This is a genomic window from Capnocytophaga sp. oral taxon 380 str. F0488, assembly GCF_000318255.2.
GTDB classification, from domain to species: Bacteria; Bacteroidota; Bacteroidia; order Flavobacteriales; family Flavobacteriaceae; genus Capnocytophaga; species Capnocytophaga ochracea.
In genome coordinates, this window is record NZ_KB291228.1 from 1 (window position 1) to 10,244 (window position 10,244).

Sequence of the window (10,244 nt, forward strand, 5' to 3'; positions counted from 1 at the left end):
CGTCCACAGGGTACTGCTGAGCTTGCAGAGTGAAACTCAGCAAGGTGAGGAGGAGGAGTATGTAACGACGTAAGAACATAGTAATTATGGATTGTTAATTATTAATTGTTTTGACTTCTATTTTTTCAGTAGGGGTAGGTGAATTGTCTTTTAAAATGACTTTAAAAAGGTAGAGATAAGTGTTATCAGGTTGTATGTCGGAATCTTCAACCGAGGTAACAGGCGTAGTAAAACTACGCCACAACATAGGTTTATCTCCATTGATAGCCTTGTAAATTATCATTTCGTTAAAGCCATCTTTTATAGGCAACCACTGCAAAGTAACCTTTCCTTTTTTAACACGACTTTGAAGCCCTCGTAATACCCTATCATCAGTTTTAGGTTTGTGATTGATTTGTATTACAGGCGAATAGTCAGAAAAGTTATTGCTATGGTCTTTTGCACGTACGCTATACTCATATACCCCTGATACATTAGGAGGAACAGTATAAGTATAGGTTTCTTTTTTACTATTATTTTCAGAGTGAATGAGTTTCCAATCGGTAGCTCCTTTTTCTCTTCGGTAGAGCAAATATTGAGTTACATCGTCACTAAAGCTCTTACGCCAAGTAAGTTTCCAGCCATTTTTGTCATCGATATACTGAGTAAAAATAGGGGTGGTAGGAGGAACTTTATCGGGTTTGGTGAGTTCTAACAATACGGAGGGAGTAGACTCATTCTTACGAAAATCGATGGCAGTTACCCAATAATATACTTTAGCATTCAAACTTTTAAGTAATACAGTATCTTTTAGGGAGGTATCAGTGATATGAGAGCCTGTGATACGCATCATTTCTTCACCTTTTTGGTTACCTCTAAAAACATAATAGCCCATTAGGTCGGCATCGGTATTGGCTTTCCATTGCAAAGTTACGACCCCTAAAGTATCTATAGTCCCTGTGAGTTGTTGTACCCTTTCAGGAGGGGTTTCGTCGTCAGGCTGTACTAACATCGCGAATGAATCGAAAGTAGTACCATTTTTACCATATGTGCGCACTTTGTAGTAATTAGAGGGCATTGTAGGGGTTATAAGTATTTGTCTATCACTTACAGCAATAGGAGTTTTTATCTCTTTATAAGCCTTGTCGTCAGGCGAGTGCAAGAGAGAAAAGTGTGTAATCTCATTCTCGTTTTCCTTAGAGAAATCCCAACGCAGGCGGTATTGTTTTTCATCTATAGGAACTACCTCAGTAAGTTGTGCTATTTGCGTAATAGCCTTAATACCCTTGCCTTTTATCTCTTGAGAATACGGACTATAAGTTCCAAAGATTGTTTTTCCTTTTAGGCGATAGCGGTACTCCTTATCATTTTGAGCTAATGAATCTACATAAATCATTGCTGTGGAACGACTATTCTGATTCATATTTACCACGGGGTGTTCGGTTATTGGAGCAAAAGGAGCATCTCCTTCAGCCTTTTCAATAAAATAATAACTATAGAGTTGGCTAAGGGTTTGATAGTCCCACGTGAGGGTTACTTTCCTATCTTCAAAATGTCCTCTAAAACCGAAAGGAGCTGGTAATTCTTGAAAATCTTTGAGCCCTGCTACTACCCCTCCTTCTTTTACACTAAGCTTATCATTAGGTAATAGTTTTACTTTATAAAGGTAATTTTCATTGGGTAATACCTCGTTGTCTACATATCCCCACCCTGCAAAGCAAGCTACTGAAAAGTCTAAATCGGCTGCCATTAGAGCAAAAGAAAAACGGTCATCTATTTCGCGCGCTTTATTAGCAATGCCTTCTATGGGGTTTTGGTTATTAGAAATTTCCGTTTCAAAGGTTTCTCCATAAATAGCTTGTGCTACAATAGCTGCATTATCGTTCTTTTCTACCCATTCTTGCCACTTTTCTAACGGAGGGGTTTTAAAGGTGCCTAACACTTTGGTTTCGGGGGTAGCGAGCACTTTACCATTGCGAAGATATGTAGTCCGTTCCAACTGAAAACCTATATTATTGGCTTTCTGCCACGCTACAGGAGCATCTACTGCCCAACGTAAGGCAATGCTGTTTTTTCGTACCTCCTTACTCATTTGCAAAGAAGGATTTTCTTGTGAAAAGGCAAGAAAAGTAATGCTATATATAACTATAAATAAAACTCGTTTCATTTTCTCTTAAAACTTATATTTGTAAGGTGTTTCGGAAGTAATCTTTCCGTCAGGCAATCGGTATTTTAACACTGCTTTGTAGTTCTTAGTAGGAAGCACAGGAAAATAGAGCTCCATAAACTCATTATACAAAGGATTTTTAGCCAGTTCATTTAAATGATTGGCAAAATAATAATGCTGGGCATCCCAGTCTCTTTGATAATACATAAACACATCATATCGATAAGGGAATACCCGTTTTACATCATAACTATTCCATTTCAGTTCCTCAGGATAAAACGGAAAAACAGTGATAGCCTCTTTAGGAGGATAGCCTACGGTGTTAGTATCTCTGCTAAACCAAGGTTGTCCTTGAGGGTTATTGTATAAATATTTAGTAAATAAAGCGTCAAACTTATCGTCTAATACAGCTTCAGCTTTTATGAGAGGAATTCCTGAATAAATGGTGCCTATGAGTTCGCTCTCTTCAAAGGGCTCATCAGTATTCATATCGTTCTGTAGCAAGGCAACTGCCGAGTTATATTTTATCCATAAGTGCTCAATTTTGAACTTCTTCATCTTGTCGCTCAGGCGCTCGTATTTACTAGTGTTAAATTGGTACGACAAACGTTCAAAGCCTCCTCTATCCACATTGGCTTGTGCTTTCTTGTTTTCAAAGGTGTAAGAAGTTTCATCTTCTCCTTTGTCAAAATCACCTTCTGAAACTTTAATATTATTTTTCTTCTGCTGTGTTTTACCTGTGGCACTTACTTTTGCCCCTTGCTTACTATAGCTCACAATAGAAAGCCCATATTTAGTAGCTTTCGAGAGTTTAGGCATTGTAAAGGAAACTTTGTTCTCTGCTTTTAAGTAAGTCGGGTTGAGCTCAAGAGTTTTTCCTCCTCCTTCGGGCTCTATAAACAAGCGGGTATTCCAATGCGCATCCTCAAACAAATAAGACTGTCCTTGTTTTAACTGCACAAAGCCCTCATTACTTTCTCCTATGAAATAATTCTTTTGGTCTAACACAGGATAAGCGTATTTTATATTCTTATTAGGGATATACTCAGGTGCTTCGCCTGTAGTAAAGGTTCGCTCTTCAGTTTCTACGGCTTTTTTACCATCTACCATCACAGTCTGGTAACTTCCTCCTTTAAGTTCTTTAAAGCTTACACTTACTACTGCTTTTAGTTTTTGATGAGAAGGAAGCACTTCTCTTGGGGTGAAGTTGAGTTCATCCTGACTCTTGCCATAAGTTAGTTTCCCTTCTATGGCATTGCCTTGTGCATCGAGTACTTCAAATTTTTCTAAGTTCACGATATACGTATGGTCGCGGTCGTCTTCGGGAATTACAATAGGTTTCTCTAATTCTAAGTTGAAAGTAGCTTGTGGCGATAGGAAGACATCTACCCCTTCACTACGGTCAGAAGGGGATACGTCCGAGATAATTTTCATACCTCCTAACACTTGATCGCTTGCCAATTCACATTGTTCTCCAAATTCCATTTTTAAACGGAAGCGTCCTTTTACTAATCCTCCTAGTACGTTGTAGTAGCCTCCTAAATAACCTCGTGCCCAAAAAGGATTAGGTCCCGACCCTTGTAGTAAAGCCGCTACCCCTGCACTCAGTATTGGGATGCGTTTGCGAATAAAGAACAGTTTTATTTTAATACCTAATTCGCCTTGCAGATATACATACGTTTGTCCATTAGCATACCATCCATTGATACCCAGTTCTCCGCTTCTGCCCTTGCAATGGGCATTGCCGTAATTCTTTAACATTAAGTCTGAACCAAAGCCTGCTGCAAAACTCGCATAGAGGAAACCTACATCAAATTTAGTATCGAAGTTCAAATGCGCTCCAAAAGCAAACCCTTTACCTTCTTTTATCTGGTTAAGACTCTTCATATAGCCTATCTCGTCAGGATTGAGTTTTAGTATTTCGGCTACCTTCGCAGGAGGCTGAGGTGCTTCGCCTATTTTAGTACCCACCATAAAGTAGGTTTGCGCTTTGATATTTAGGAAATCACCAAAGCCCACTTGTAATCCCATCATCTCACGAGTAGTCCCCAAGTGATAATACCAATCTTGTGGGTCTATATGCAATACTGCACGTCCTGCCAATCCACTATTGCCAGTCCCTCGTATCACTCCACCTGCTACATTCACGTATACTTCCATATTAGAGTGATAGGCTTTTTGGGCAAAGTCGTAACTCACATTTAGCTGTGCAAAGATAGGTGCTTTTTTGCTTTCATTGGTTTTATCTATGGTAAAATCATCAGGGATATCTGCTTTCCCTGAGTTGTCTAAATATTTGTATTTCTCATTTTTAGCCAACTCTTCCATTTTTACTACTTTTTGCACATTGTCAGCAAAGCCTTTTTGTACAGTAGCAAACGGATTGGATAGCTTATCTTGTAAAGCGTACATTACCGTTGCATTGCCATAAAAACCAATTTTTGAGAGACCTCCTCCTTTATAGGTTTGAATGTCTAATAAGGCTATAAAGGAAATCACTCTTTTGTCCTGAAAAGCTCCTAATACTCCTGCTTTGAGTCCTAACCCTATCTTTTCATCGGGAACTAACGAAAAGGCTTCTAATGCCTCTTTATCTTTAGGATTCCCCAAAGGGCGCATTTGGTAATATGCTCCTCCTATAAATCCTGTTATTTTTACGTATTGGGTGTTGATATTTAGTCCATCTACCATAGCTTCAAAGCCCCAATAGCGGAAGTCTTTACTACCAAATACAGCATTAGCATTTACATCTACATCTAAAGATGTAATCTTGGTTGAAAGTTTTGCCTTAAACCCATTGCCGTACACTGGGTCGTTCTTCATTAGGTTTAACTCTCCACTCACTTTAGCTACTACTATATCTACATCCTCCAATTTGAGTCGGTTGATTTCAAATTTGTCGTAACTCCAGTGTTCATCAGTATTTTTAGCGTAGATATTAAAATCACCTTCAGCTGAAAACTTATCTTTTTGTAAGCCTACCCGTATACCGAAATGTAATTGAGCTCGTTCTTCTCTGAATGCTACACTTACATCTTTGATACTCACAGGAAAACCTGCTATTTTCTGTTCTCCTTCACAGCCAAAATACTCAGCTGATATGTAAGGTGCTTGTGTTTGTAAGGTGAATTTTTGGAAGTTAATACCTTCTATTCTGTAAAGGTTTTTATCGCTCTTAGGGGCTTCTAAAACCATCGAGCCATCAAGTACTACTTTAGGAAGAAATTCTTTATTTTTTACTTGTAATTCAACATAAGAAGAAGGGAGAATTACAGCTTTTGCTTTCCACATATCAAAGGAAATAGAGTCCAACGACGAAACGCGAAGCATATAGTTATCTTCAGAAAAACTACCGTCAAAATGAATCCCGCGTGAATCGTCTTTCTCTATCGGAATCCTAAAAGCCCCTGAGAGAGCCCCTCCTTTGAGTTTAGAAGCTACAAAATCAGCTTGTATATGGTGTATGGCATATTTCCAACCTTTCTTTTTATCCTCTGACGTACGTCCTTCTTTAAAGCTAATGATATTGTCTGCCGATAAGCTCCCCGAAAAACCATAAGCGTCCAAAAGGAAGTTAGTCGCCTTTAAACTTACTCTTCCCTCCGTTTTTTTGAACTCTTCAGGCAAGGTAACCGTGAGTTCTTGGATATAAAAACCTCGCCAACTCTCTTGTCCTGCTACTAAATACTCGTCATATCCTTGAGGGAATACCATTGCTGGAGCATTATTAGTATCACTCATATCCAAGACCATTCGCTCAGGGTGAAAGATAAAAGCTCCTTTATCTTTGTTCTGTATCTGCCTTGTGAGGGCAAAAGCAGGTAGTTTAAGCTCTACTAACAAGTTGTTAAAATCTTCAGCTTCTATAGCTACCTCACTTTCTACATAGCCATTGGCTATAGGTTGTAACTTATTGTCAACTGGTACTATAAGTTCATTAGAGATGCGTATTATCCCTCTTAAAGCAATTTTTTTCAATCCGTTACAATCTACCTCCACGTATGTTTGGTCGTCTACCGTTTCCCCTTTTACATTTCTACCTCCTTTGAGTAAAAACGACCAGTTTTTGGTATTGCTAAGGGTTACATCACCCAATAACGACAAGTGTACATCGCCTACTAACTGACCTTCATACGAAAAAGGAATTTCAGTAGCTCCAAAGTACAGTTCGCGTTTGCCTGAAGGATTTTGGGTGTCAGGGAAAGTAATACGAGCGTAAATATTTACCCTCGTTTCATTAGGAGAAAAAGTAGCTTTGGTAACCATCATTGCATACTCTACCCCATTCTTATTTTCCCTAATTCCCACAGGAAGTTCTGTAATATCTTGGATTTGGTTTACCCAATGGGTCTTATTTTCTAATGAAGTGAAATTTTCTTGCTCTTGTGCCCTTAAACCACCATAGCACAATAGCAAAAGTAGTAAATAAATGCTTCTTATCTTCATAGCAATAGTCATTTTAAAGCTACAAAAGTAAATATTATTTTTCGAATTAGCAACTTTATTTATATCAAAAGCAAAAATGCACTTATATCCATCAGTGAATAGAGGTTTATTTTAACATCATTTCAATATATAATACTGATTTATAATAGTTGTGTTTACATTGTAATCTATGCGAGACTTTCTGGTAGCTTGTTCCTGTTTGTTTGATTTGTGAAGATTTATAAGATTTCTGTAGCGCAAGCTACACTTTCCTTACGTCTAAATTAAGCTAATTAATAAAAAGCTAAAAGTCGTTTTTCAGAAATATACTCGCTTTGTATAAGCTCATAGCATATAAGCATAAAAAAAGCGCCTTAAAAGGCGCTTTTTTTATTTAGGGTGGAATATGGGGCTCGAACCCACGACCTTCGGAACCACAATCCGACGCTCTAACCAACTGAGCTAAGACCACCGTCTGTATTTTCGGGTGCAAAAGTAACTCCTTTTTCCCAATCTACCAAATATTTAGACAACTATTTTTTAGCTAAGTGTTAAGTGTTAAGTATTAGGAACATTTAGCTCTTTGATTTTCAATCTCTTTTCACCTTTCACTCACATACCCTGTTACGAGCCCTCACTGGCTTTCCCTTTTATCTTTTACCTTTTGCTTCTACCAGCAATGGCGCTTTCTTGTCTTTCTCCGAAAGTTGTATCACCTCAGCTGGTAGTCGCCAATCAATACCTATGGTAGGGTCGTCCCAACGCACACTACCCTCACTCTCGGGAGTGTAGTAATTGTCGCATTTGTATTGAAAAATAGCTTCTTCGCTCAATACAGCAAAACCGTGAGCAAAACCTCTCGGGATAAAAAACTGGCGCTTGTTTTCTTCGTTTAGTATCACAGACTCATACTGCCCAAAGGTAGGTGAGTCTTCTCGCAAATCCACTGCTACATCAAGTACTTCTCCTTTTACCACTCTCACCAATTTAGCCTGTGCAAAAGGTGGTTTCTGAAAGTGTAATCCGCGCAATACCCCATAGGTCGATTGCGATTCGTTGTCTTGTACAAATACAGTGGGGCTTACTAACTCATTAAATCGCTGTTGCGAAAACGATTCAAAAAAGTAACCTCTTCCGTCAAAAAACACCTGTGGCTCAATAATCACCACACCTTCTATCTTAGTTCTGATTACTTTCATCGGTAGGATTTTGTTCTTCTTGTGCAGGTGCCACTTCTTCTGCTGGCTCTATAGGTTCTACTACTTTTGTGCGTTTACTCTTGCGTTTGGTAGCTTGCAAATGCGTGATACGTTCGTTTATCAAGTCTCCTGTGATGAAATCTATATTAGGCTCAGTATACGCTTTCTGATACGTTTTCAGTGCCTTTTTATCATCGCCCATCTTTTCGTAATATTCAGCTAAAAAGAAGTTGGGCATAGCTGTTTTTAGGTAGCCATTGCTCTCTACGTATTTTGCTAATTTCTTAAGCGATTCCCAGTCTTGCGACGAATTAATAGCTGTATAAGTAGCCATCACATCGTTTAGTATAGGCACTTTCTTTACGCCTAACTGTTTATAAATAGTGTTATATTTGTTCTCCAAATATTCATAAATCCCCGTTTCAAGAGTCTCCATTTGGGTCTTAAACTCCTTGCCTCCTATGGGTTTATAAATGTCAAAACACATATCAAGAGCCTGTGCTATCCCTTGCAGTTTAGCAGCGTTTACTGAGCTTCCTTTAAAATCAACAAAGTGATATTCTACCGATTCGTGCACAGGCGCTGAGCGCATCGCTCTTTCAAACTGAATTGCCTTGTCGTACACTACTTTGTTTTCCACATCGGCAGTAGCCATATAGTAAAATAAACGGTTAGGCACTCCCGCTGCCAAAGCGTGCGAAAACTCTTCTCCCATACGTGGAAGAGCCACTGGATTAAGGCTTACTATCATATTAAAAGTAGGTTTCTTCTCGGCAAGCATATAGTAATTAGCCAAAAAACCCGCCTCTTCCGAAGCAATAACCCCTTTTAGGTCAGCTATTGGGTATTTCCCTTGTATGTAAGGCACTAATTCTGCCGATACAAACTCAAAGAAACGAGCCGACTCATTAATAGGGCGACCCACCTCTTCTACCACCGTTACATCTTCTTGTTTGGGTTCATACACACCCACCACTATACACTTAGGCATTTCACCAAACTGTTCGTAATAACGCACCATCGAAACAACAGGCTCCATCAGCGTTTCGGCATTGAGCACTACTATCAGCGGATATGCCTGTCTATCCGTGTACTTTTCAGGCTTGTAGATACCTATCTTCTGTTTTCTATTGAGTCTCCCTGACGAAAAAGTCTCCGAAATAACCTGTGAAAACGCACTTTGTAAGGTTACCAAAGCGATAACGATTGTAAGAAATTTCTTCATTTTTTTATAGTATTTACTTTATTTTAAACGCACAAATGAAACAAAAAAGCTCCATATAGCAAAATTTTAAGCATTTTTTAACGAAATTTTAACTTTATACCGATACCTGCGCTTTAATCGTAGGGTAAGGGTCATAGCCTTCTAAACGAAAATCCTCATAATCAAAGGCAAACAAATCCTTCACTGCCCGATTCAAGTGCATCGTAGGCAAAGGGCGTGGCGTTCTGCTGAGCTGTAAAGCTACCTGCTCACGATGATTGTTATAGATGTGCACATCACCAAAAGTATGCACAAAATCTCCTAATTGCAAATCGCATACTTGCGCAAGCATCATTGTCAGTAAAGCATATGAAGCAATGTTAAAAGGCACCCCTAAAAACACATCGGCACTGCGTTGGTATAACTGACAAGACAATTTCCCATCGGCTACGTAAAACTGAAACAGTGCGTGACAAGGAGGCAATGCCGCTTTACCATTGGCTACGTTCTCCGCAAACGATTTTTCCGTATCAGGCAATACCGATGGATTCCAAGCCGAAACGATAATCCGTCGGCTTTCAGGATTTTGTTTAAGGGTCTCTACCACCGTTTTTATCTGGTCAATCGCCTCGCCATTCCAGTGGCGCCATTGCGCTCCATAAACAGGACCGAGGTCACCGTTCTCATCTGCCCATTCGTTCCAAATGCGTACCCCGTGGTCAGTGAGATATTTAATATTTGTATCTCCTTTTAAAAACCAAAGTAATTCATAAATAACCGATTTTAAGTGTATCTTTTTAGTCGTTACAAGCGGAAAACCCTTATTGAGGTCAAAGCGCATTTGGTAACCAAATACACTAGTCGTTCCCGTGCCGGTACGGTCATCTTTAGAATAGCCATTATCGAGGATATGGCGCAAGAGGTCGTGATATGTTTGCATTTTTAGTTAAGTGTTAAACCTAAGAAGTTAAATCGGTGCAAAGATACAACAATAATAAAAAATACCAATACCCTAACCCCTCTCATTCTATTAACCCACTTATTTCCAATTTTTTATATACCTTACCTTTTCCTTATCTTCGTTCTATATATCACTGCGCTTCATCTTTCCGTCACCACACACCCCCTCTCCTTGGGAGAGGGACGGGGTGAGGTTCTTTTTCTTTCGCCTCGAAAACCCCGTTTTTTAACATTTTTTAGTATTGCTGTATCACACTATTAATCAATTATTTATATACCCCTTCTATACCAATCGTCCAAGATTCGTATA

5 protein-coding genes and 1 tRNA gene are annotated in these 10,244 nt (G+C 39.1%); all 6 read right to left on the reverse strand.

The genetic code is table 11. The features are described from left to right. Positions 1-94: 94 nt before the first annotated feature. Complete coding sequence (locus HMPREF9078_RS09200; protein ID WP_009420419.1) at positions 95-2,146, reverse strand: fibronectin type III domain-containing protein; 2,052 nt, start codon at positions 2,144-2,146, stop codon at positions 95-97. Positions 2,147-2,152: 6 nt separating this feature from the next. Beyond that, entirely contained in the window at positions 2,153-6,604 is a 4,452-nt protein-coding gene (locus HMPREF9078_RS09205) for a hypothetical protein (RefSeq protein WP_009420420.1), read from the reverse strand. 364 nt (positions 6,605-6,968) lie between these two features. Beyond that, a tRNA-His gene (locus tag HMPREF9078_RS09210) sits at positions 6,969-7,044 on the reverse strand. A gap of 177 nt (positions 7,045-7,221) precedes the next feature. Continuing rightward, positions 7,222-7,770 (reverse strand): dTDP-4-dehydrorhamnose 3,5-epimerase, encoded by a 549-nt coding sequence (gene rfbC / locus HMPREF9078_RS09215; protein WP_009420421.1) that lies wholly within the window; start codon positions 7,768-7,770, stop codon positions 7,222-7,224. Beyond that, positions 7,751-8,995 carry an alpha/beta hydrolase-fold protein gene (locus HMPREF9078_RS09220; protein ID WP_009420422.1) on the reverse strand — a complete coding sequence of 415 codons (1,245 nt, stop codon included), beginning with the start codon at positions 8,993-8,995 and terminating at the stop codon, positions 7,751-7,753. The genes rfbC and HMPREF9078_RS09220 overlap by 20 nt, the downstream gene beginning before the upstream one ends. A 94-nt stretch (positions 8,996-9,089) precedes the next feature. Beyond that, positions 9,090-9,914 carry a thymidylate synthase gene (locus tag HMPREF9078_RS09225; RefSeq protein WP_009420423.1) on the reverse strand — a complete coding sequence of 275 codons (825 nt, stop codon included), beginning with the start codon at positions 9,912-9,914 and terminating at the stop codon, positions 9,090-9,092. Positions 9,915-10,244: the final 330 nt, after the last annotated feature.

Excerpts from the sequence above, each read along its gene's own strand:
- HMPREF9078_RS09200 (WP_009420419.1), bottom strand. The coding sequence starts at position 2,146 with ATGAAACGAGTTTTATTTATAGTTATATATAGCATTACTTTTCTTGCC.
- HMPREF9078_RS09205 (WP_009420420.1), bottom strand. The coding sequence starts at position 6,604 with ATGACTATTGCTATGAAGATAAGAAGCATTTATTTACTACTTTTGCTA.
- rfbC (WP_009420421.1), bottom strand. The coding sequence starts at position 7,770 with ATGAAAGTAATCAGAACTAAGATAGAAGGTGTGGTGATTATTGAGCCA.
- HMPREF9078_RS09220 (WP_009420422.1), bottom strand. The coding sequence starts at position 8,995 with ATGAAGAAATTTCTTACAATCGTTATCGCTTTGGTAACCTTACAAAGT.
- HMPREF9078_RS09225 (WP_009420423.1), bottom strand. The coding sequence starts at position 9,914 with ATGCAAACATATCACGACCTCTTGCGCCATATCCTCGATAATGGCTAT.